The sequence below is a fragment of the Virgibacillus ihumii genome, assembly GCF_902726655.1.
Lineage (GTDB): Bacteria > Bacillota > Bacilli > Bacillales > Amphibacillaceae > Lentibacillus > Lentibacillus ihumii.
Genome location: NZ_CACVAN010000001.1, coordinates 1,752,805 through 1,776,046 on the forward strand (window position 1 = coordinate 1,752,805; position 23,242 = coordinate 1,776,046).

Annotated in this window: 22 protein-coding genes; 1 reads left to right on the forward strand and 21 read right to left on the reverse strand. The window is 39.4% G+C overall.

Annotated features, from left to right (window positions below; translation table 11 throughout):
• Positions 1-18 precede the first annotated feature (18 nt).
• From lhgO to HUX68_RS08675, 3 genes are read right to left on the reverse strand one after another with little or no spacing between them, the layout of a single operon-like run.
• A complete protein-coding gene (lhgO, locus tag HUX68_RS08665; protein WP_174614448.1) occupies positions 19-1,212 on the reverse strand; it encodes an L-2-hydroxyglutarate oxidase in 1,194 nt (397 codons plus the stop codon).
• 17 nt (positions 1,213-1,229) lie between these two features.
• Positions 1,230-2,519 (reverse strand): Nramp family divalent metal transporter, encoded by a 1,290-nt coding sequence (locus tag HUX68_RS08670; RefSeq protein WP_174614449.1) that lies wholly within the window; start codon positions 2,517-2,519, stop codon positions 1,230-1,232.
• Between the two features lie 27 nt (positions 2,520-2,546).
• Positions 2,547-3,242 (reverse strand): FadR/GntR family transcriptional regulator, encoded by a 696-nt coding sequence (locus HUX68_RS08675; protein WP_174614450.1) that lies wholly within the window; start codon positions 3,240-3,242, stop codon positions 2,547-2,549.
• 164 nt (positions 3,243-3,406) lie between these two features.
• Between HUX68_RS08675 and HUX68_RS08680 the strand changes: the two genes are divergently transcribed.
• Positions 3,407-4,633, forward strand: coding sequence for a DUF819 family protein (locus HUX68_RS08680; RefSeq protein WP_174614451.1), 1,227 nt, complete (start codon positions 3,407-3,409; stop codon positions 4,631-4,633).
• A gap of 140 nt (positions 4,634-4,773) precedes the next feature.
• Here the strand turns inward: HUX68_RS08680 and uxuA are convergent, their stop codons facing one another.
• From uxuA to HUX68_RS08770, 18 genes are all read right to left on the reverse strand, one after another.
• Positions 4,774-5,835, reverse strand: a complete 1,062-nt coding sequence (uxuA, locus tag HUX68_RS08685) for a mannonate dehydratase (protein WP_174614452.1) — start codon at positions 5,833-5,835, stop codon at positions 4,774-4,776.
• Positions 5,836-5,866: 31 nt separating this feature from the next.
• Positions 5,867-6,484: a bifunctional 2-keto-4-hydroxyglutarate aldolase/2-keto-3-deoxy-6-phosphogluconate aldolase gene (locus HUX68_RS08690; RefSeq protein ID WP_174614453.1), complete on the reverse strand. Its 618-nt coding sequence runs from the start codon at positions 6,482-6,484 to the stop codon at positions 5,867-5,869.
• Between the two features lie 17 nt (positions 6,485-6,501).
• Positions 6,502-7,272, reverse strand: a complete 771-nt coding sequence (locus tag HUX68_RS08695; RefSeq protein WP_174614454.1) for an SDR family oxidoreductase — start codon at positions 7,270-7,272, stop codon at positions 6,502-6,504.
• A 36-nt stretch (positions 7,273-7,308) separates the two neighbouring features.
• Positions 7,309-8,325, reverse strand: coding sequence for a zinc-binding alcohol dehydrogenase family protein (locus HUX68_RS08700; protein ID WP_174614455.1), 1,017 nt, complete (start codon positions 8,323-8,325; stop codon positions 7,309-7,311).
• A gap of 13 nt (positions 8,326-8,338) precedes the next feature.
• Positions 8,339-9,613: a TRAP transporter large permease gene (locus HUX68_RS08705; protein WP_217424793.1), complete on the reverse strand. Its 1,275-nt coding sequence runs from the start codon at positions 9,611-9,613 to the stop codon at positions 8,339-8,341.
• The gene (locus tag HUX68_RS08710; protein ID WP_174614456.1) at positions 9,610-10,098 is read right to left on the reverse strand and encodes a TRAP transporter small permease; all 489 of its coding nucleotides are present in this window, start codon (positions 10,096-10,098) and stop codon (positions 9,610-9,612) included. The genes HUX68_RS08705 and HUX68_RS08710 overlap by 4 nt, the downstream gene beginning before the upstream one ends.
• 52 nt (positions 10,099-10,150) lie before the next feature.
• Entirely contained in the window at positions 10,151-11,152 is a 1,002-nt protein-coding gene (locus tag HUX68_RS08715) for a TRAP transporter substrate-binding protein (protein ID WP_174614457.1), read from the reverse strand.
• Positions 11,153-11,241: 89 nt separating this feature from the next.
• On the reverse strand, positions 11,242-12,252 hold the full coding sequence (allD, locus tag HUX68_RS08720; protein ID WP_174614458.1) for an ureidoglycolate dehydrogenase: 1,011 nt from the start codon (positions 12,250-12,252) through the stop codon (positions 11,242-11,244).
• A gap of 106 nt (positions 12,253-12,358) precedes the next feature.
• On the reverse strand, positions 12,359-13,309 hold the full coding sequence (locus HUX68_RS08725) for a sugar kinase (RefSeq protein ID WP_174614459.1): 951 nt from the start codon (positions 13,307-13,309) through the stop codon (positions 12,359-12,361).
• Positions 13,302-14,333, reverse strand: coding sequence for a LacI family DNA-binding transcriptional regulator (locus tag HUX68_RS08730; protein WP_174614460.1), 1,032 nt, complete (start codon positions 14,331-14,333; stop codon positions 13,302-13,304). The genes HUX68_RS08725 and HUX68_RS08730 overlap by 8 nt, the downstream gene beginning before the upstream one ends.
• Before the next feature lie 293 nt (positions 14,334-14,626).
• Positions 14,627-15,730, reverse strand: coding sequence for a class II histone deacetylase (locus HUX68_RS08735; protein WP_174614461.1), 1,104 nt, complete (start codon positions 15,728-15,730; stop codon positions 14,627-14,629).
• A 25-nt stretch (positions 15,731-15,755) separates the two neighbouring features.
• Entirely contained in the window at positions 15,756-16,991 is a 1,236-nt protein-coding gene (locus tag HUX68_RS08740) for a Zn-dependent hydrolase (protein ID WP_174614462.1), read from the reverse strand.
• A gap of 17 nt (positions 16,992-17,008) precedes the next feature.
• Positions 17,009-18,454 carry a sodium:solute symporter family protein gene (locus HUX68_RS08745; RefSeq protein ID WP_174614463.1) on the reverse strand — a complete coding sequence of 482 codons (1,446 nt, stop codon included), beginning with the start codon at positions 18,452-18,454 and terminating at the stop codon, positions 17,009-17,011.
• 343 nt (positions 18,455-18,797) lie between these two features.
• Positions 18,798-19,997, reverse strand: coding sequence for an acyl-CoA dehydrogenase family protein (locus tag HUX68_RS08750; protein WP_174614464.1), 1,200 nt, complete (start codon positions 19,995-19,997; stop codon positions 18,798-18,800).
• Positions 19,998-20,041: 44 nt separating this feature from the next.
• Positions 20,042-20,599, reverse strand: coding sequence for a Fe-S-containing hydro-lyase (locus HUX68_RS08755; protein ID WP_174614465.1), 558 nt, complete (start codon positions 20,597-20,599; stop codon positions 20,042-20,044).
• Between the two features lie 21 nt (positions 20,600-20,620).
• On the reverse strand, positions 20,621-21,472 hold the full coding sequence (locus HUX68_RS08760; protein WP_174614466.1) for a fumarate hydratase: 852 nt from the start codon (positions 21,470-21,472) through the stop codon (positions 20,621-20,623).
• A 9-nt stretch (positions 21,473-21,481) separates the two neighbouring features.
• Positions 21,482-22,024 carry a MaoC family dehydratase gene (locus HUX68_RS08765; protein WP_246206638.1) on the reverse strand — a complete coding sequence of 181 codons (543 nt, stop codon included), beginning with the start codon at positions 22,022-22,024 and terminating at the stop codon, positions 21,482-21,484.
• Between the two features lie 11 nt (positions 22,025-22,035).
• Positions 22,036-23,193 carry a CaiB/BaiF CoA transferase family protein gene (locus HUX68_RS08770; RefSeq protein ID WP_174614467.1) on the reverse strand — a complete coding sequence of 386 codons (1,158 nt, stop codon included), beginning with the start codon at positions 23,191-23,193 and terminating at the stop codon, positions 22,036-22,038.
• Positions 23,194-23,242: the final 49 nt, after the last annotated feature.

The following is a 23,242-nucleotide window of genomic DNA, read 5'->3' on the forward strand; positions in this document are numbered from 1 at the left end:
CAACTCCCCCTGTTTGTGTTATTTTTCCTGATCCATCATTTGAACAACCTTCTCCCCTATTTTTATACTGGCAGTTGCCGCCGGGGATGGGGCATTGCAAACATGTAACGCACGTCTGTCATGAATAATCGCGAAATCGTCCAATAAATTCCCTTCCTGATCCAGAGCCTGTGCACGCACACCGGCTTTTGCAGGAATCAAGTCGTCAATGCCTATCTCCGGAATAAATCGCTGCACCTCTTTAATGAAAGCTTTCTTGTTGTATGACCGGACCATTTCCTTCAAGCCTTCAGACAGATTTCCGCCCGCCAATTTAAGAAATCCCGGATATGTGAGCCCTTCAAAAAAATCTTTTAATTGAAAGTCAGATTTTTTATAGCCTTCGCGTTTAAAGCTGAAAACCGCATTCGGGCCAACAAGTATCCTACCATCTATCATTCTGGTGAAATGCACACCGAGAAACGGAAAATCAGGATTCGGAACCGGATAAATCAAATTTTTTACAAGGTGCTGCTTCTCAGGTTTCAATTCATAATACTCGCCGCGGAAAGGGACAATTTTCAGATCCGGCATAACATTTGCCATTTGAGCAATCCGGTCACTGAATAACCCGGCACAATTAATGAGAAAGCGACTTTCAACAGTACCCTTATTTGTTGAAAGTTCAACATTTCCCTGTTCAAATGTAATATCCTTAACCTCAGTATCCAATGAAATATCACCGCCATTTTCCGTAATGGCAGCACTGAATTGTTTCGAAACTTGCCTGTAATCGACAATCCCTGTACTTGGAACTTTAATGGCGGTGATTCCATTGACATGTGGTTCAGCTCGTCGCAATTCTTCTGTTGATATTTTCTCAACGGCGAGCTGGTTTTCCAGCCCACGCTGATACAAATCCTCCAATAAAGGCACTTCTTCTTCACTCGTCGCAACAATGACTTTTCCCGACACCTTATAGTCTATTTGATGTTCTTTGCAAAAGTCTACCAATTGTTTATTTCCCTTTCGTGCCAGTTCCGCCTTTAAACTGCCAGGTTTATAGTATATTCCTGAATGAATAACACCACTGTTTCTCCCGGTCTGGTGAAGGGATATTGCGGATTCTTTTTCCAAAATAACAACGGACGCCTCCGGGTGTTTTTTTGTTAGTTCCATACCTACAGACAGCCCGATAATCCCCCCGCCAATAATTGCATAATCATACGTCAAAGCTTGCTCACTCCTAATTAAAACATATTAATCAGTTCAATAATTCCCAGATACCCAAATAAAAGCACACAGGCAGTCAATACGGTATTAGCCAGCCAACCGTTTTTGAAATCCTTATCCACTGCGTTTGAATTCAGCAGCCACATCAGTGAAATTGCCAAAAACGGCATGAACAATGCCCCAAGCGCACCATACAAAATAACGATAAACACCGGTTTGCCAAAGAACAAAATCAGCATTGGCGGGAACGTCAACCACAGCAAATACGCACGATAAGCCGGATCTTTTTCCGATACCGGTTTATCAGGACGCTTCCCTTTCGCCTTCAAAATCCGAACGAAGTCTGCAAACAAATACGGAACACCATTCCAGACCCCCAATAAGGATGAAAATGCTGCAGACCAAGCACCAATAAGGAACATCCAGCGTGCAACCGTTCCGAATTCCGCTTCAAACAAATTTGACAGTGTTACTAATCCTTCTTCGCCATTTATTTCAATTCCGGTTCCATACAGAAATTCCGCACCAACAATTAATAAAGATACTGTAAAAATTGCTGTAATGATATAACCTGTCGCGGTGTCCAATTTCATCATCGGGATCCACTGCTTGCCTTCCCATTTTTTTTCACGAACCCAGTAACCATAGGAAGCCATCGTAATCGTCCCGCCGACTCCGCCAAGCAAGCCCATCACTAATAGCAGTGAACCGTCGCCGGTACGGGGTACCAAACCGCTTAAAACATTTCCAATTTCCGGCATGATAATGAGTGCTGATCCCACAATCGTTACAAACATGATGCCAATCATTACCGTCATGACATTTTCAAACAGTTTATACTTCCCTGTCAAAACAAGCGTCATACCTGCAAGACCATGAATAATTGCCCAGGCCCATAATGGCATGATTGGGAACATCGTCACCATCATAATTGCACTCGTCGACATGGCTGCCGCACCATAACTGAATCCCCACAATATAGAATAAACACCAAAATATCCTGTCGCCCACTTACCAAGTGAGTGCCAACCTTCCAGAATCGTCCTTCCTGTTGCCAGCTGCCATCTCCCCATACCTTCCGTGAAAAAATACTTAAAAATAGCTCCAACTATAATAGCCCACATAAGTGTCATACCCAAACCTGCCCCAGCTACAAGTGCAGCTATTAAATCACCGGTCCCGACACCGGTAGCAGCAGTGACAAAACCCGGCCCAACTGCTTTTAACTTTGCCTTAAATGTTTCCGGTGGCGTTGGTGCCTCCGGAGTAGTTGTTTGTTGATAACGAACCCCTTGTTCTGAACTCATAAACGTACGCCTCCCTTTTTGGTATGGTTACAAATACCGCTCCTTGACATTATGCAGATGGTTACTCATGGATTCCTGTGCTTCCAGCGCATCACCTGCCTCGATCGCTTCATAAATTTTCCGGTGCTCCTCCAGTATCACTTGACTGTTTTTCGGATGGATCAGCGTATTGGAGCGGCTTTCTTTTAATCCTTCCAAAACTTGATCCGACAGCATATACATCACTTTCTCAATAACCGAGTTACCGGCCGCCTTGGCAACAGCCATATGAAAACTTAAGTCCTCTTCAGCTGCAACATGTCCCTGCAAAACAGCATTTTTCAACTCACGTAATGCAACATATATAGCTTGAATATCCATCTCTGAACCACGAACCGCCGCATAGTAGGCAGCATCCCGTTCGATTGCCAGCCTCAGTTCCATTAACTCCACGATATCCACCGTAACACCACGGATAATCGCGTTCATTTTGGAAATAAGGTCCTCTTTCGTATTTTTCCTGAGATATACCCCACTTCCATGCTTAATCTCAACCACACCTGCAGATTCCAAAACACTGAATGCCTCTTTTACCGATGTTCTGGAAACAGATAATTCATGCGCTAAGTATCTTTCAGAAGGCATCTTTTCACCATGAACAATTTCCTCCCTTTCAATTGCTGACTTAATCTGCTCCACAATCACGTGGTATACCCTTTTTTTCTTTACCGGTAGTAGTTTCATAGTGTGCAATCCTTTCATACAAATTGGACAAGTGGATGGTCCAATTTGTTGTATTATAATATGAAATCGCTTTCAATTAAATGGGAATAACAGACTATTTTAAATGGTTATAAAAGTTAAAAGTCTCTGGTAGAATTGAAAAAAACTAAACAGGAGTGAATATCATGGAAACATCATTAATTTCTCCCGACAACACATGGGCACTCTGGACTTTCCTGACAGGATGGGCAGCAGTGAGTATTTATTTGGAACAGAAATTTACATGGGCATCCAAAATTTCAGGAGCCATTATTGCGTTGATAGGTGCAATGGTTCTGGCCAACTTAAATGTGATACCGCTTGATTCGAGTGTTTATGACGCGGTGTGGAGTTATGTAGTTCCGCTAGCGATCCCGCTTTTGTTATTTCAGGCAAACATTAAGAAAATCTGGCAGGAAAGCGGCCGGATGCTGACAATTTTCTTTTTAAGTGCTGCCGGAACAGTCGCTGGAACGATTCTATCATTCATGTTATTAAAGGATTTTATACCACACCTGGATAAAATCGGCGCCATGATGTCAGCATCCTATACAGGTGGCGGGGTTAATTTTGCCGCAATGGCCGCCAAATTTAAAACACCGGGTGAACTGGTATCCGCCACGGTAGTTGCAGACAATATGATGATGGCAACGTTCTTTTTTGTGTTAATGGCTATCCCGACATTTAGCTTTTTTCGAAGCAAATTTAGGACACCACACATTGATGAAGTCGAGTCTGGAGCATCCGATGATGAAGATGAAACACAGGCAGCATCATTCTGGAAGCGAAATGAAATTTCCTTGAAAGACATCGCACTTAGTGTTGCGTCTGCATTCGCACTGGTCACCATATCATTTCATCTTGCCGATTTCTTTGCCGGAATTATTCCTGATGGTGAAAATGTAAACATATTCTATCAAATTTTAAGTGGAATCATTGGTGATCGCTACCTCATGCTGACAACACTAACAGTTCTTGCCGTGATCCTAATGCCAAATTACTTTGAAAATATCAGGGGTACACAGGAAATCGGAACATTTCTGATTTATTTGTTCTTCGTTGTGATTGGTGTACCAGCATCCATTGCACTGGTGGTTACAACATCGCCTTTACTACTTGTATTTGTTTTGATCATTGTACTAATGAATCTGTTATTTTCACTTGTTCTGGGTAAATTATTCAAATTCAATCTGGAGGAGGTCCTGCTCGCCAGTAACGCAAATCTTGGCGGTCCAACTACTGCCGCTGCAATGGCAATAGCAAAAGGATGGAATAAACTTATAGTGCCGATTCTGCTTGTAGGAACCCTTGGCTATATTGTTGGAAACTATATTGGAACAGGTCTGGGGTATTGGTTTGGTACGTTTATGTGAGGTACTGATTAATACTGGAACTAAACTGATGGAACATTTGATAATTTAACCAATTTTTATTTAAATTCATTATATATGTGGATGTAGAAAAACAAAAGGGGAGGCAGTCACCTCTCCTTTTAACTATGCTGATAAACATATTATACACGACTTTCCAACGAATCCCAAAGCCCCCACAAATACATTATACCAAGTGCACGATCATATAATCCGTATCCTGGTCTACTTGTTTCATCCCAAATATGTCTTCCATGGTCCGGTCTTACATATCCCGAATAACCTGTTTCATGGTAGGCCTTAACAATATTCGTAATATCAACAGACCCGTCCTTAGTACGATGTGATGTTTCAATAAAGTTACCATTTTCATAAGTCTTTACATTTCTTACGTGCGCAAAATGAATACGACCTGAAAATTCCCTCACCATTTTTTCTACATTATTGTTTGGATTGGATCCTAAAGATCCACTACATAAGGTTATTCCATTATAAGGATCATCAACTAGGCTTAAAAATCTTCGTAAATTATTACTATTAGTAATTATTCGTGGTAATCCAAATACTGACCATGGTGGATCGTCCGGATGTATTGCCATTTTAACATCATTCTCTTTAGCTACAGGAATAATCCTTTCAAGAAAGTACTGCAGATTGTCCCATAAATCTTCTTCAGTAACTAATTTATACTGTTCAAACAATCGTGATAAATGGTCAAGTCTTTCCGGTTCCCATCCGGGCATAGTATAAGAAGATTCCTTTGAAATCATCTCAACAAGTTTCATTGGTTCTATATCTTTTATTTTACTATTCTCAAAGAATAATGCTGTTGAACCATCTTCCTGCTTCTTAAACAATTCAGTTCTAGTCCAATCAAAAACCGGCATAAAATTATAACATATTACTTTTACTCCAGCCTTAGCCAGCTTCTCAATCGTTTTAATAAAATTAACAATATATTTTTCACGGGATGACAACCCTAGCTTAATATCCTCGTGAACATTCACGCTTTCAACGACATCAATATTCAAACCAAACTTCTCAACTTTCCTTTTAGTATTGAATATCTCTTCTTCCATCCATTCTTCACCCGCTGGTACCTTATGAAGAGACCAGGCTACTCCCTCTACCCCGGGAATCTGCTTAATTTGTTCTAATGTAACCGTATCGTTGTCCTCTCCGAACCATCTCATTATCATCCGCATGTTAAAAGACCACCTCATTTTAGTATACTAATTAGCTCTCAAATTCCGAAGCCTTAGAAACAAATTCCTTAGAACGACTTTCAACCTCTTTAAGGCTTCCTTTTAACAATGAACTGCCAATACCAACGACTTCCGCACCGTTGTTAAACCATTCATTTAGGTTGTATAAATTAACACCACCTGTTGGCATAATTGATAACTGTGGCAAAGGTGCTAGAAATTGTTGTATTGCTGTGGGACCAAACATGCTACCTGGAAATAACTTCACCATTGAGCAACCAGAAGACAACGCAGTCATCATTTCAGTTACCGTCATACACCCGGGTAAATAAGGAACTTGATAAAGATTACAAAGCTCTGAAGTATCTTTATCAAATCCAGGACTAACAATAAATTTAGCTCCTGCTAAGATTGCAGACCTGGCCGTTGTAACATCCAGAACTGTTCCTGCGCCAATAAGTAAATCGGGAAATTGATTCGATAATTTTTCTATCGTTGCTCCAGCCTTAGGAATGGTATAAGTTAATTCTATACTTTTTATTCCTCCCCTTATGCATGCATTTGAGTAATCTAATGCTTCTTTGTTTGAATCAGCCCGAATTACAGCTACTATTTTTGAATCTATTAATTGTTTTAAGGTGTTAACCATTTATTCGATCCCCCTTTTTATATCTTCGTTGCCCCGAACCCTCCATCAACTGTAACGAATGACCCTGTAACAAAACCGGAAGCCTTCTCAGAAGCAAGCCAAATAACTGCACCCTGCAATTCTTCGGGAGTGCCAAAACGTTTCATAGGTGTATGATTCATAATAGATTTCACACGATCATCGGTAAGTATTTTTCGATTTTGTTCAGCAGGAAAAAAGCCGGGTATTACAGCATTAACTCTAATTGAATCTTTAGCCAATTCCTGTGCCATAAATTCTGTAATATTATTAATGGCTGCTTTGGATGCCGAATAAGTTACAACTTTTGTCAGCGGTGTTATGGAAGACACCGAAGAAATATTGATAATGCTTCCTCCACGATTTCTTTTTCTGTTATTATTTGCAAATTCCTGGCAAGTAAACATGGTTGCTTTCAAATTCACATCCATAATGTCGTTCCATTCATTTTCCTGAATTTCATAAAATGGGGTGGAACTATTTACACCGGCGGAATTAATTAAAATATCCCATCCTCCATGTTCCTTATCTATTACCTCTGCTGCATGTCTGATTGATTCTATCTTTTTAACATCAACTTTAACAAAATGACTTTTTACGTTATGTTCCCTTATATCATTTAGGATTGACTCAGCCTTTTCTTCATTTCTACCAACAAGAATAATATCAGCACCACTCTTAGCTAAACCAATGGCCATTGAGGATCCTAATGTACTCGTCCCACCCATAATCACTGCCAACTTACCGTCCAGATTAAACATTTCGTTCATTAATTAAGCCTCCTGATTAAGAATTTTTCTAACCTTCTATATCTTGATGATAACCTTTCGAACTCCAGATGGCATATCTTCCATTAATTTAAACCCTTTTTCAACCTCATCAATTGTAAATTCATGACTAACTAATTCTTTCACATTAAAATCCATTGTGTTGAATAGATCAACTACTTTAGGAAAACGGTATGTCTGCAACCTTGACCCACATATTGTTAATTCCTTTTTGGTAATATTTACTTGTGAAAGTTCTGAAGGTTCCGAGTGAAATCCAAGCAGAACAACTCTTGCTGCAGTTGAGGTAACTTCCACGGATTGCTCAAAGGTTTTTGGAGTACCAACGGCATCAATCACGACATTGGCACCCATACCACTAGTCCAGTGATTTATTCTTTTAGCTGGTTCTTCTTCCCGAGGATTAATGGTAATGTCTGCCCCCCATGTACGCGCAAAGTCCAGTCTTTCTTTATTGAAATCAGAAATCGCTACCTTTGCCCCTTTATTAAGAGCCATTTTTAAGCAGCATAAACCTATTGGACCAGCTCCAATAATATACACCATGTCATCTCTTTTAACATCGCCACGATATACCGCTTGCGCACCAATAGTAAAAGGTTCTATTAGTGCAATTTCTGACCAGTCTAGTGAGGGATTCACGGCATGTACCAGTTTTTCCGGCATTACCATTACCTCACGACCTCCACCTTCACAATGAACTCCATACACTTCGACCGAATCACATACGTTCGGTCTATTTTGTTGACATGCATAGCATTTTCCGCATGAAGTCATTGGTTCAACAACTACTTTATCTCCAGGATTAACATTTGAAACAGAATCACCAATCTCAATTACCTCACCTGCAACTTCATGACCAATAATCCTAGGATAGGAAGCAAAAGGATTTTTTCCATGCAAAATATGCATGTCAGAACCACATATTCCCATTGTTTTCATTCGAACTTTAACCTCATCATGTTTTGTTATTGTAGGCTCTTCTACATCAACTACTTTCAAATTATGTGGTTCCCAAACTTGTATTGCTTTCATATTATCACTTCCTTTAACCAAATAGATTTGGTAAGAATAATGTTATTTGAGGAATAAATGCTACTAAAAGTAAAACGAGTAACATCACCCCAATGAATGGTAATAAAGCTACTGAAGCACGTCCGATAGAAACTTTTCCAATACTCGATGCTACAAATAAACAGACTCCCAAAGGAGGCGTTGACAAACCAATCATCAAATTTAGTACCATCATAACCCCAAAATGAATAGGTTCCATTCCAATTTGCATTGCAACGGGTAAAAGTACCGGAAATAATATAACAATAGCAGCAATTGTTTCCATAAACATACCTACAAAAAGCAAAAGTAGGTTTATTAAGAGGATGACAATAATAGGATTTTCAGATATTGTTAGAATCAAATCAGCAATTAATTGAGGAATTTGCTCACTGATTAAAATCCAGGCGAATAAATTTGCAAATCCGACCAAAATCATAATGTGAGCAGCCTCAATAACGGAATCTAAAATTATTTTTGGAATGTGACCAAATTTTAAATCTCTGTAAATAAACAAACCCACAATCATCGCATATACAACTGCAACAATAGATGCCTCTGTTGGAGTAAATAGCCCCCCTAGTATTCCGTATAAAATAACTACAATCATAACTAGGGCCCAAATCGCTCCCCAAAAGGATTTAAATATGACACCGAAACTTTGCCTTTCTCCACGAGGATATTGCCTTTTAACTGATATAATATATGTTACAATCATTAATCCAACACCAAGTAAAACCCCGGGAATAACACCAGCAATAAACAAATCACCAATAGAAATGGTAGCTAAAGTACCTAAAATGATCATTGGTAACGACGGAGGAATGATTGGTCCTATCGTGGAAGAGGATGATGTAACCGCTACAGAAAATGGCGCACTGTATCCTTCTTTCTTCATAGCTGGTATTAGAACAGACCCAAGACTCGCCGTATCTGCAAGCGCGGTACCTGAAATACCGGCAAACCCCATAGATGCACCAACATTCGCCAGTCCTAGTCCACCCCGAATATGCCCAATTACATTATTAGTAAAATCAATTATTCTCTTCGTTATTCCAGCAGCATTCATTAGGTTACCTGCTAAAATAAAACCGGGAATACACAATAATGTAAATGAGTTTATACCTCCAAACATTTTCTGAGGTATTACAGATAATGATATATCCGATGTTAAAAGATATATGAAAGACGATAGCCCTAGACTAAACGCAATCGGAACTCCAAGGAATATCATAACTAAAAATGATATAAACAAAATCGTTGTCATCATTCTTCAACACCTTCTTCCATTTGTTCATTATTTTCAGCAAAGATATAATAGATGTTTAAAAAGCTGTACAATGCTAAAAAAACAAATGCAATAATCATGCTAAAATAAATGTATATCATTTCAATTCTGAGAGTAGGAGATGTTTGACCTTGTCCTAACATAGCAAAGTCATATGAGTAAAAGACTAACATGCTGGAAAACAGACCCAAAACTAAATAAATAATTGATGAGTAAACCTTTTTAACCCTTTGAGGCAAAAAGTCAACTAACAGATCAACAGTAATATAGGCTCTTCGTTCCATAGCAACAGGTGCTCCAAATGCAATGGCATAAATAAACAAATACCTCGTTAATTCTTCAGTCCAGATATAACTTATTGGCGTATATCTACCCAGAATCTGTAATAATACAACAAAAATCATTAACGTAAAGAAAATTACAGTAAGTGTTTCTAGAATTCTCGTTAATGCGCTAATCGCTTTCATGATAACACTCCCTTAAAAACAGGGAACATCGCTTAAGATGTTCCCATAAGTTTTACTTTGCAGCCTTCAAAATTTTTTCATATAACTTCAGTTGTTCTTCATTTAGGCTCTTTTCAACTGCAGGTTTCATAGCCTCTGCAAAAGCATCTTGATCAACCTCAACAAATTCCATACCTTCATCTTTAAGCATTTTTATATATTTATCAGTTTCTTCTTTATAAAGCTTCATGCCGTATTCCTGAGCTTCTTTTGCTGCCTCTTTAACAGCAGCCTGCATATCTTCACTTAATGAATTTAATTGTTCATTACCCACTACTACATAAATCCAGCTACGCACATGTTGCGTTTTATTAACATAATTTTGTACTTCATAAAAACTTGCACTGTGAATCAGGTCGACTGGATTCTCCTGACCATCAATAACTCCCTGTTGAATTGCTGTAAACACTTCACTAAATGCCATAACCTGGGGACTTGCACCTGCCGCTTCCCAAGCGTCCATAAATAACGGAACATTTGGAACCCTCATTTTAAAACCTTCCAAATCTTCTGGTGATTTTATTGGTTTCTTGGATGTTAAATTACGAGGTGCACGTAAATGATAATAAAGTGGCGTAACACCTACTTTTTCTTTGATTGCACTTTCAATCTCCTTACCAATTTCCCCTTCAATAACCTTCTTCAAGTGCTCTTCATTTTTAAATGCATAAGGGACAGCCATTAAAGCTGCTTCTGGAGCCCAGTTCTGCATGGACTCTCCCGAAATAGTCATATCAACGGTACCCGCTTCAATACTATTTAATACCTCGATTTCGGATCCTAACTGCTCATTAGGATAAATTTCAATTTGCAATTTTCCATCTGTCTTTTCTTTTACCAATTCTGCAAACTTTTCCGCAGTTTTATGCCATTGATGCTCTTCGTTTGCCAAATGACCCAATTTCCATGTTATTGTTTCGCCATCACCTTCACCTTGTGCAGAATCACTTCCACCACAAGCTGCCAACAGAAGAATAATTGTTAACCCCAAAAACATCCCAAGTACTTTTTTCATGATTTTTTTACCTCCCCATTTTTTATAAAAATTATGTGGAACCCTATAAATCCTAAAGAAATATCATCGGCATTCCCCCTTAATATGATTTAGGAAGTTAAATAATTATAAACACTTTCTGTTACAGGTACCCCTTTCTTCATTAGCTCCTCTTCCTTTATTTGCTCGGGTTCACCGGGTACCATTACAAGATTATGACCTTCAGCAGGCTGAACTTTGTGAATCTCGTCAATCATTAGGTCAATATTTTTTAGAAAATCATCCTTACTAATGAATAACCCAGGATTAATTGTAAGTATGACGTGACCCAACCTTCGATAATTTTTGTAATCACCATACATCGACGAAATGCTTGTTCCGAATTCAGATCCGGTAAGAATACCGGAAAGTACATCAACTGTTAAAGCTAATCCATATCCCTTTGGCCCACCTACAGGCAAAAGATATTTCACTAATTTAGGATCTGTTACTGGTTGACCGTTTGAATCCACTCCCCATGAATCAGGAATTGACTCCCCCGATTCTTTCGCATGAAGTATCTTTCCTAGTGCAACATTACTGGTAGCCATATCAAGTATAATGGGCTTATGCTTTCTTGCAGGAAAACCATAAGCTACGGGATTGGTTCCAAAATACGGTTCTGCTCCCCCAAAAGGAACAACTGCACTGTCCGTTTGTGTCATTACCATGCTGACAACTTCTTTCTTTGCAGCTTGTTCGGCAAAATAAGAAAGTGCTCCACAATGACTACTATTGGTGACTGCAACCATTCCAATTCCATTTTCTTTTGTAAGTTGAATTGCTTTATCCATGGCCTCCTTCATAATGACGTGTCCAAAACCATTATCCCCATCGACTAAAGCAGCACTTTTACCCCGTTCTTTTATTTCAATTTTTGGGGTGGGATTCACCCCCCCTTTATTTAATCTTTTTACATAATGTTCAGTTCTCAAAGCTCCATGGGAACTTACGCCCCGCAAATCAGCATGCACTAATACATCAGCTACTATTTCTGCATGTTCTTTAAGTACACTTGCTTCAGTAAGTTTATCCATAACTAAGGTTTTTAATTTCATTGGTTCTAGAATTGTGTCGCTCATCCCTCAGCCTCCTTAATCGAGATTTGTGTGTTTTTTAACATTACGAATGATTTTCGGACCCAATTGACCTTCACCTGCTACAAGCGCTGGTTGAATCACAGCCACACTACCTTTCAACAATTTTTTTGTTATGTAGTTTATTTAACGCATCTTCAAAATAAGGAAGTCCTTCATTATCACCAAAAACCTCTACAACCATTGATCCAATAACATTAGCCAGTTTTAAAGTTTCTTTTGGCTCCCAATTATTTAAAAGTCCATATAGAGCCCCTGCATCAAAACCATCACCTGCTCCAACAGTATCTATAACATTTATATTTTTTTCGACTGGTTGTTCAAAGATGTTATTATCAGTCCAAAGCATTGATCCGTCTGCGCCTTTTTTTATAAATAAATGTGAAACAGAGTATTCCTTAACCTTATCTATCCATTTTTTGCTGTTATCAGTTTCAAATAATAAATTTAGTTCATCTGTACCAGCCATTAAATAATCAACATCTACCATCCAATTTAATAGTGTTTCACGCGCCTTTTCCTCACACCAAAGCTTCAAACGGATATTGGGATCCATTGAAATTTTCAAACCATGCTCCTTTGCTATATGAATTGCTTTATCTATTATTGCAATATTTTGATCATTTACAGCTGGAAACACACCGGTTATGTGCAACAATTTAGCTTGTTCAAAAAATGCTTTATTTAATGAATCAGGATTCAATGTTAGAGTCGGTGACTGATGACGATAATAAAATGTTTTGGAAGATCCGTCTCCATTTATTTCCTTAAAATTTAAAGATGTTGGATAACCACTAATTTTCTTTACTTCAGAAACATCAATTCCTTCTCCACGGGCAAAATTATAAATGTACCTTCCAAATTCATCATTTCCTAACCTACTTATCCATCCTGTCTTCATTCCAAGGCGGGCACAACCAATTGCTAAATTGAACTCAGCACCACCTACCTTTCTATAAAAGGAATTAACAAAGCGCATAGGTCCGGTTGCAGAAGGATCGAATGTTATCATAGCATCGCCAATTGTAATTACATCATTCATTTACAACACCAACTTTCTTAGATGAATTGCGTATTATTAAAGATGGTTCATGTCTATGAACTCTAGGTTTACTATTGGTTTTTTTGTTATTTATTTTATCCAATAATATTTTCGCTACTTCTGTACCCATCTCAAAGGTTGGTTGCGCAATTGTTGTTAAGGTGGGTGAATGAATCGATCCGAAACTAACTTCGTCTATTGTTATCAAACCAATGTCCTCTCCTATTTTGATATCATGGTAAAATGCATATTTTAATATTTCCATTAGCGTAAAGTCATTACCTGAAATTACTGCTGATGGTGGTTTTTCTAAAGAGAAAAGCTCTTCTAACCCACCTTGTAAAGAATTCAAATCTAGACCTTTTATATATTCATCGTTAATAGGAATTCCATGTTCTTCGAGGCTGTTTACATATCCATTTATTCGCTCAACCCGGGGAGTCACATTATCAATCAAGGAAGTTGTGACCATGGCAATATTTTTGTATTCATTATCTAACAAATGTTCAACTGCAAGTTTTGAAGCCTTCTCATTATCCAATAAAACTGTATCAACATTTAGTCCATTAACAAGACGATCTAGAAATACAATTGGAAAATTTTGCATAAGTAACTTTTCATAAATTTCCATGTTCCCACTGGTCGGTAGCACAATCAATCCATCAACTTGTTTTGCCAATAAAGTTTCAATGTACTTTTTCTCTTTAATTGAATTGTCGTCTGCATTACAAATAATGGTCGAATATCCATTTTTATTACACACATTTTCTATTGACCTAAGCACTTGTGTTGAATATGAATGTAATATATTTGCAACTATTACCCCTATAGTGGATGTTTTTTTCTTTTTAAGACTTCTTGCTACAATATTTGGCTGGTATTCCAAATTCGAAATTGCATTTTTTATTCTGGTTTTTGTTTCAATCCCCATATATTCAAAGCGACCACTCAGATATTGAGAAACAGTACTTTTTGAGACATTAGCTTGCTTGGCTACATCTGTAATCGTGACCTTTTTTGTCATTTTAATCTCCCCACAAAATTACTAAAACGGTTTACTAAATCGGTTTTGTATAAGTTTAATATATATGAAAGCGTTTTACAAGAGGGGAGTCAAATTTTTTTAGATATTTATAATATTTTTCATATTTTAAATAACAGGAATGGTAACAGATACTAAAAATATAAAAATTCAAAAAACATATATGTATTTCAGCAAGATGCATTGTCGTACAAATATCAATCAAAAAGTTGCCAACCCTAAGACTGGCAACCTTTTCCCTGAATTATATTTTTTAACCGTAATGGTAACAAACCCTACAACCTCCAATACTTACCTTGAATCTCCTTAACCTTCTCAACCGCATCAATCTGATTCTGATACAACGGTCCCTCATGATATCCTTGATCGAATGGATCATCAACACCACTTTGTTTTCCACTTAACGCTTCCAAAATCCGAATCGTGCAAAATGGTACATAAGCTGTGCTGTAACCACCTTCATGACAGGCAACAAGCCGGCCTTCACAATGTTTTTCCGCCAGCGCCTTTACCTTCATAGCCAGCTGGTAAAAACCATCCGAAGTCATCAACATTCGTCCCAGCGGATCAAACCTGCTTGGATCCTGTCCCGCGGAAACCATAATTAGCTCCGGTTCAAACTGATCTATGATTGGCTCGATTACCTGATCAAAGGTATAGAAATACCCTTCATTACCGGTTCCTGCAGGCAATTCGATATTTACGTTAAATCCTTCCCCATCACCCTCCCCGGTATAAGACATCTGTCCGCGCCTTTTCGGAAAAATATTTTCCTGATGCACCGAGATAAACAGCACATCCGGATCATTTCGAAACGCGCTTTCGGTTCCATTGCCGTGATGCACATCCCAGTCGATAATCACAATCCGTTTCAGTCCATATTTTTCCTTCGCATATTTGGCGGCAATTGCAATATTATTAAATAAGCAAAAACCCATCCCCTCGTCCTGCTCAGCATGATGACCTGGCGGCCGGGTCAATGCATATGCATTGTTAACCTTTTCCTGCATGACAGCATCAATCGCTGTAATCGCTCCGCCTGCTGACAAGAGTGCTATTTCATACGAGTCCGGTCCAACAATCGCATGCTCACCTGCATCGCCGCCACCACTGTCACTAAGTCTTTTTATTTTTTTAATATAATCCCGGCCATGATTCATTTCCACTTCCTCTGGCAATGCTTCCCTCGGCTCGATTTGCTGCAGTTCTTTCATAAATTTGGACCGATCCAGCAAGTTTTTAACCCGGCGTTTGGTTTCCGGATTTTCGGCATGGGTGTCTGCCTGTATCCATCCACCGGAATCAATGTTTAATGCGCCGTTTCCGGTTTGATGCCAGAAATAGCTTTCATCCCAAATGACTCCTGTGCTCTTTTCCATGGAAATTCCTCCTCTGCTTGCATCGCTATTCCTTGTTGTCTGCCAAATGAATCATTGCGTCCAGTAAAACATTTGCACCTTTATAAATATCATCATCCAAGGTTAACTCCGACTCGACATGACTTTTACCATCCACACTCGACAAAAAAATCATCCCGGTTGCAGTAAAATCATTCATATATTTTGCATCATGTCCTGCACCACTGTACAATCGTCTGTTCGAATAACCAAGGCGCTCGGCACTTTTGGAAACTTGAAAAATGATGTCCTCATGAAATGTTGATGTGTCCACTTCCCATAGCATTTCCGTTTCCAAGTCCACTTTTCTATCGGCAGCCATTTCATGCAGAACCGCCTTTTCTTCAGCAATAAATTTTTCACGGATTTCATCATCCAAATGCCGAACATCCACGGAAAACACAACCTTTTCCGGAATACAATTTACTGCACCTGGCTTTACATCGAGCCGTCCGACAGTTACGGTTAAATCCCCGTCAGCATCAGCACATTTTCGTTCAATATGTGCAATCATGCTTGTTGCCGCCATCATTGCATCTTTTCGAAGCGGCATCGGGGTTGGTCCGGCATGACCGCCTTCACCTGTCACTTTAACCTCCAGCCAGGACATTCCTTTAATCCCTTCTACTGCACCAATCGTTATCCTTTCATTTTCCAATATCGGCCCTTGTTCAATATGCAATTCCAAGAATGCGTGCGCTCGCTGCAGGCGATTTTTTTCATCACTTTTAAAACCAATTTCCGCCAATTCATTTTTGAAAACTTTCCTGTCCCGGTCCTGCCTGTTATACACATATTCTTTTGAGAATACACCTGCCAGACCACCTGAACCCAGTAACGGCGGTTCAAACCGCGCCCCTTCCTCATTTGCAAAATTTACAATTTCAATGGACCGATACGTTTCGATCTCATAATCATTCAGGGTACGAATCGCTTCCAAAGCACTCAACACTCCCAACACACCATCAAATCTTCCGCCATTTGGCTGTGTATCCAAATGCGAGCCCACTACCAGCGGATCAAGATTTGTCTGTCCTTTTCGTCTGCCATACATGTTGCCAAAATCATCAACTCTTACTTCCAGACCTGCCTCAATCATCCATTCTTGAAACTGTTCCCGCATTGCCTTATCTTCTTTTGATAAAGCGAGACGGCAGAGTCCATTATTGGGAATCTCTCCGACTTTGGCACTGTATTCAATCGTTTCTTTCATTCGTGCAAAGTTTATCGTAAGTGGTTTCATTCTAACATCTCCATTTATTAGTTCACTTGTAACCAGATATCTTCCGCATCCGTTTGTTCTTTTTTCGTTGCCAGCGAAACAATAATTAATGTCAACGTGGAGAGCGGCAGCCCGATAAATACAGGGTGAATCCCAAATGGATGTCCTGCCAATTGCCAAATTACCGCAACCGACAATCCAAGCCACATCGCTGAGATACCGCCTGCTTTGGTAGCTCCCTTCCAGAAGAGTCCGAAAATAGATGGTGCTAAAAGTCCCGAAACGAGCATTGCTGTGCCAATCACCCATAATACAACCAATTCAGGCATGTACAATGCAAGCAGAACCGAAATTACCGAAACAGCAATAACCGAATATCTGCTGTAACGAAGCATCTTTTTTTCAGTTGCATGTTTCATTCTTGGCTTTATAATATCGTTAATAATGGAAGACGAACCCGCCATAAAAAAGGAATCCGCACATGAAATGACCGTTGCCATAAGCGCAATCACCATAATGACTACGATTGGAAAATTAAACACAGCTCCGATTGCCTCATAGTAGACCAGGTTGGGATCAATTTCCGTCATCTGCATGCCGTATTTCAGAAAAGCTCCTGTCGAAATAATCGCAACGCCTATCAAAAAAGCAAGAACGATAGCTATCCAATAACCTGATAAAGCAGTTTTATAATCTTTCGCAGCCCAAAAACGCTGCCATAAATCCTGTCTGACAAACTGGTATCCGCCAATCGTAAAGAAGTAGACAAGCACTTCACTCGTGGAAATGCTGGTAATACTTAATGCCCCGGAATCACCAATTGAATCGGCGAATGCCTTCATTTCTCCCCAGTCACTGCCAGCCCAGAGCACAGCCACAAATAATAGAAAGACACCAATCGTCTGTACCGAACCATGAATTGCATCCTGCCAGACAACCGACTTCAGTCCGCCAAAAAATGTTTTTACCGTCAGTAGGATCCAGCTGATGATAATTCCGGCAGTCATGCTGAGGCCGATCGTCAAGTTTAATATAGTCGCAATCGCAACGAACTGCATTCCGGTAACCGCACAATAAGCAAGAAGCACACTGATTACCGTTGGAAGCCTGGCACCTTCGCCATATCTGAGTGCAGTAAAATCCCCCAGAGTAACCATATTATATTTTTCACCAATAAGACGAATCCGCTTAACCAGAAAGGACGCTGTAATAATACCAGTAATTAAGATACTGATATTCAGCCAGTGCTGTCCCATCCCAAAACGATAAGCACTTTCCATAAACCCCAGTAAAATCGACCCGCCAACTGCTGTTCCAACAAATGTTAATACCAAGGGGAAAATGGAGACAGACCGTCCGGCAACATTGTAATCTTCATAGTTCTTTATTTTTCGGTTGTTAATATAATACGAAAAACCAATTAATAATATAAAATAAATCACTACAATAACCCCAAGTATCATTCGCTCCTGATCAGTAAACATTTTCTCATCCTCTCTGATGTATTGTGTGTCACTGCTAATTAGTACCAAACTGAACATGTACACCTTTTATGTAATCCCTTACAAAAAATTTCACCCCTTTCCTGAAATAAAAATAAACCAGCACTATGAACGGAATGAAACACATTTCATTCCTGCCTTCATACAACTGGTTTACACCCTAGGAATGCTCCCCTTGCCCAGAAGAGTCAACTGGATTTAGCAGCCGTTCTGATATTTTATTATGGAGAATAATATACCAAACTTTGAAAGTTCCGTCAATTAAGTATGCAAATTTATCTAACTATCCTCTGCACTTACCTGCCACAATCCTCATTTAAAACTATTAATAGGATCTAGGCATCCCTAAAACATGTTGCCCAATGTACGCTAAAATCATATTATTATTCACTGGAGCCACCTGATACATCCGCGTTTCCCTGAATTTACGCTCGACATCGTATTCATCCACAAATCCATTGCCCCCATAAGTGTTTATACAAACATTCCCGGCTTCCCAACTAGCCTCGCTGGATAAAAGTTTTGCCGTATTTGCTTCTTCACCGCATTTTTCATTGGCATCAAATTTTTCCGCAGCTTCAGAACGCATCAAATCTGCAGCTTTAATCGATGCATAGGCATGAGCAATCGGAAACTGGACACCTTGATTTTGCCCGATTTTACGGTTAAAAACCTCTCGCTCACTTGCATATTCTGTTGCCTTATCAATGAAAAAGTAGCCATCCCCAATTGTTTCAGATGCGAGCAGAATCCTTTCCGCATTCATGCCATCTAGGACATACTTGAATCCTTTATTCTCTTTTCCAATCACACTATCAAGTGGTATTTTCATATCCTTGTACCACACTTTATTCGTTGCATAGTTAAACATGGTACGAACTGGTTCAACTTCCAATGTATCGGGTTGGTTTTTCCGAATTTCCCTTAAATCTACTAAAAACAAACTGATTCCGTCTGATTTCTTTTCCACTTCTTGCAACGGCTTGGTTCTTGCTAATAACAAAAGTAAATCAGATTGCAAAATACGACTTGTCCAGTTTTTATGACCGTTTATAACATAGCCATCTTCCACTTTTTCAGCAAATGTTTCGATTGAAGTGGTGTTCGAGCCTGCTTCAGGTTCCGTAATGGAAAAAGCCTGAAGCCGGAGTTTACCCTTAGCAATTTCAGGTAAGTATTTATTTTTTTGTTCTTCAGTACCATGGCGCAGCACAGATCCCATCGTATACATTTGAGCATGACATGCAGCGGCATGACCACCTGCACGATGAATTTCCTCAAGAATGATAGTTGCTTCTGTCAGTCCATAACCTCTGCCGCCATACTCCTGTGGAATTAAGACAGACAGTAAACCTGCTTCAGTCAGCGCATCTACAAATTCATGAGGGTATTCTCTCGGCACATCCAACTTTCTCCAATATTCATTTCCGAATGAATGACATAAATCTCGAACCTCTTTACGAAGTTCTGCTCTTTCTTGATCACTTAATTTAACTGGTGCGTTTGTTTCAGTTATTTTGACCATATTATCACCCTCCTCATTCTTAAATATGTCATACATCTTTCTTATCACCGTTGTTTATATTTCTCTTGCGATTCTTTGTACCAATCCCTTCCATAAATATCATTAATTACCATACACGGGAAATCTTCAACATAAATTTTCCGTATTGCTTCTGTCCCTAAATCCTCATAGGCCACCAATTCAACCGATTTAATTCTTTTTGCCAAAAGTGCACCTGATCCACCTATCGCTGCAAAATATACAGCATTATTCTTGGCAACTGAATTAATAACTTCACTACCTCTGTAACCCTTACCAATCATTCCTTTTAAGCCTTGTTCAAGTAAAATGGGTGAGTATTTATCCATTCTAATGCTAGTCGTTGGACCCGCAGAACCTATAACCTCCCCGGGTTTGGGAGGAGTTGGTCCTACATAATATATAACCTGATTTTTTAATTCAAAAGGAAGTTCTTCACCATTTTCAATTTGCTCCACCATTCTTTTATGCGCTGCATCTCTAGCTGTATAAAGAGTGCCTGTCATTAAAACCTGATCTCCCGCTTTTAATGATTTAACAACCTCCTCACTATCAAACGGAACCTGTATCCTTACTTGTGTCATCTAATCCCTCCAAACATCTGATCAAAGAACGACATGTTTATGCCGGCTAGCATGGCAGTTTAAATTAACAGCGACAGGGAGAGCAGCTATGTGACACGGTGCTGTTTCTATCTTTATATCAAGCGCGGTAGTCTTTCCCCCCATCCCTTGTGGTCCAATCCCTAAGCTATTAATATCTCGTATTAATTCTTCTTCTAGTTCAGCAGTATCCTGATTGGAATTCCTCTCTCCGACTGGCTTAAAGAGAGACTTTTTGGCTAGATAAGCACACGACTCAAAATTACCACCTATTCCAACGCCAACTACAAGGGGTGGGCATGCATTGGGCCCTGCTTCACGGACTGTGTCCAATATAAATTTTTTAATTCCTTCAAGCCCATCGCTTGGTGTAAGCATCTTTAGAGCGCTCATATTTTCTGCTCCCCCGCCCTTGGCGGTCATGTAAATTTCCAAATTGTTACCTGGTACAATTTCCGTATGGATAACAGAGGGAGTATTATCGCCTGTATTCCTGCGATTGATTGGATTATCTACAATAGAATAACGTAAATATCCTTCTTCGTATCCTGTACGAACCCCTTCATTTATTGCTTCATATAAATTGCCGCCAGTTATATGACACTCCTGGCCGAGTTTTACAATAAAAACAGAAACCCCTGTATCCTGACACATAGGAACACGATTATTTGTTGCGATATTAGCATTTTCAATCAGCTGATTCAGCACTTCTTTACCGGCGCCGGAAGTTTCCGTTTGAACAGCCTGTTGGAATGCTGTGACAACATCTTCACCGAGATCATAATTCGCCTCTTCACATAATCGTGCCACATTCTGAACAATATCGCTGTAATGAATCTCTTTCACTAAAACCATCCTCCTGTATTATTCAGTCTTCGGGCTTGCTTTCTCAAGAACTTCCGCCAATAATTTATTTTCCTTTTTTGGTGCATAGTCTTTTTTATAGATCATAAACGTTCGTTTAAACGTAATGACAATTTCGCCCCTTTGGTTATAGCCACTGGTTTTTACGTTTACAATCCCCACATTAGGCCGTGATTTAGATTCCCGCTTCTCAAGCACTTCCGAAAAAGAATAAATGGTATCATCCTCAAAAACCGGGCTTGGCAAACGGATTTCGTCCCATCCCAGGTTTGCCATGGCGTTCTGTGAAAGATCTGTAACGGACTGGCCCGTTACCAAAGCTACTGTGAATGTTGAATCCACCAACGGTTTTCCAAATTCAGTCTGTTCAGAATAATGATCATCAAAGTGAATAGGATTTGTATTTTGAGTAAGTAAAGTCATATATATATTATCTGTTTTAGTAACTGTTCTTCCTAACGGATGCGCGTAAATATCTCCTATTTTAAAATCTTCATAAAAGCGTCCCTTCCAACCTTCTTGAATACTCATTTCCTTTTTCACTCCTTTTTCCATTATTTCCTTGCCATATCTTTGTGCATCCCAATTTCTTCCAAAATTAAATCTGTATGTTCACCAAGTGCAGGTACAGGTTTCATAACAGAATCAATTCCATTCGACGTAACCGGTGATTTTAAAGCTCCGATCTCTCCTACAGGTGTTTGTACCGACTCCCAACGGTTACGTGCAGCCAGTTGTGGATGTTCAAAAAAGTCCTTCATATTATTCAGACGGGCATTGGCAATCTTGGCCGCTTCCACCCTTTCAATAACTTCATCAGAGGTTAAGTCTTTAAAACTATCTTCAATTAATGACTTTAACTCTTCCCGGTTAGCAGATCTTTTGGAATTGCTGTTAAACCTTTCATCTTTTTCAAAACTTACATCGCCCAGCACAAGCTCACAAAAGCTTTTCCATTCACGTTCATTTTGAAGACCTATAAACACCGTCTTATTGTCTCCACATTGGAACGGGCCATATGGATAGATTGTGGAGTGGCTAGCCCCGCTTCTTTTCGGTTCAGTTCCACCATACGCTGCATAGTAGGCTGGATATCCCATCCATTCCCCAAGTGCTTCCAGCATCGATACTTCCATAACAGTTCCCTTGCCTGTTCTAAAACGGTTCAGTAATGCTGTTAAAATTCCTGTATACGCATACATACCTGCAGCAATATCTGCAATGGAAATACCTGCTTTTGAAGGTGAATCTTGACTTCCTGTGATGGAAACAAGTCCCGCTTCACATTGTACCAGCAAATCGTAAGCCTTTTTATGCTCGTAAGGTCCACCCTTTCCATAACCTGACAAGCTGCATACAATTAATTTCTTATATTTGTTTGTAAGTTCCTGCGGGTCAAAACCCATTCGTTCCAATGCACCTGGAGCAAGATTTTGAATCAGAACATCAGCATCTTCAAGCAAACGACTCAGTGCTTCTTTACCTCCATCCGACTTCAAATCAAGTGTTATAGACTCTTTAGAGCGGTTACACCAGACAAAATGACTCGACATACCATTAACCGTCGTATCGTAGTTTCTTGCAAAATCACCTGAACCAGGTCTTTCTACTTTGATAACTCTTGCACCCAAATCAGCTAATTGGCGCGTAGCAAACGGAACAGCTATCGCCTGTTCCAGAGCAATTACAGTAACACCTTCTAAAGGTAGCATTCAATTCCTCCTTATGTATGTTTGGTATGTTTACACCCTCTGAAAAAGA